The organism is Erwinia artemisiae (genome assembly GCF_051400835.1).
In the GTDB taxonomy this organism is placed as follows: domain Bacteria; phylum Pseudomonadota; class Gammaproteobacteria; order Enterobacterales; family Enterobacteriaceae; genus Erwinia; species Erwinia aeris.
On sequence record NZ_JBLFFM010000025.1, the window covers coordinates 1 to 852 of the forward strand.

At 49.1% G+C, this 852-nt stretch carries 2 tRNA genes and 2 rRNA genes; all 4 read left to right on the top strand.

The features are described 5' to 3' along the window. Positions 1-57: ribosomal RNA gene (locus tag ACMGEE_RS21685) — 16S ribosomal RNA — on the top strand; the annotation flags it as partial. Positions 58-131: 74 nt separating this feature from the next. After that, a tRNA-Ile gene (locus ACMGEE_RS21690) sits at positions 132-208 on the top strand. Between the two features lie 142 nt (positions 209-350). Beyond that, positions 351-426, top strand: a tRNA-Ala gene (locus tag ACMGEE_RS21695). Between the two features lie 211 nt (positions 427-637). After that, positions 638-852, top strand: a 23S ribosomal RNA gene (locus ACMGEE_RS21700); the annotation flags it as partial.

The window sequence follows — 852 nt, forward strand, 5'->3', positions numbered from 1 at the left end:
GGGGTGAAGTCGTAACAAGGTAACCGTAGGGGAACCTGCGGTTGGATCACCTCCTTACCTGAAGATACCTTCGTGCGCAGTGTCCACACAGATTGTCTGATAGAAAAGTAACGAGCAGAAAAAACCTCTACAGGCTTGTAGCTCAGGTGGTTAGAGCGCACCCCTGATAAGGGTGAGGTCGGTGGTTCAAGTCCACTCAGGCCTACCAAATTTGCACTCATGCGGCGTTATGTGTTCGGTCGTTTACGCGAGGTAAACTTCCCTCTCACATGCCTTGCCTGAGCACAAATTACGTTTCTCCCTTAAAGAGAAAGTTGAGTGGTAGTAGACGGTCTCTGCAGTAACTGTATGGGGCTATAGCTCAGCTGGGAGAGCGCCTGCCTTGCACGCAGGAGGTCAGCGGTTCGATCCCGCTTAGCTCCACCATGCAGTTTACTAAACTATCTCAAAACTGATTCCCGGCATAAAAAGCCGAGTCACGTTTGAGATATTTGCTCTTTAACAATCCGGAACAAGCTGAAAATTGAAACGACATGTCGTTTTCATTCTCCGTAATAAGAATGAAATTAACGATATGTTCGAGTCTCTCAAATGCTTGCAGCTGACAACCGTCTTTCGGGACGCTTGTGGGTTGTGAGGTTAAGTGACTAAGCGTACACGGTGGATGCCCTGGCAGTCAGAGGCGATGAAGGGCGTGCTAATCTGCGATAAGCGTCGGTAAGGTGATATGAACCGCAATAACCGACGATACCCGAATGGGGAAACCCGGTGCACTTGTGCATCATTGCAGCATGAATACATAGTGCTGCAAGGCGAACCTGGGGAACTGAAACATCTAAGTACCCAGAGGAA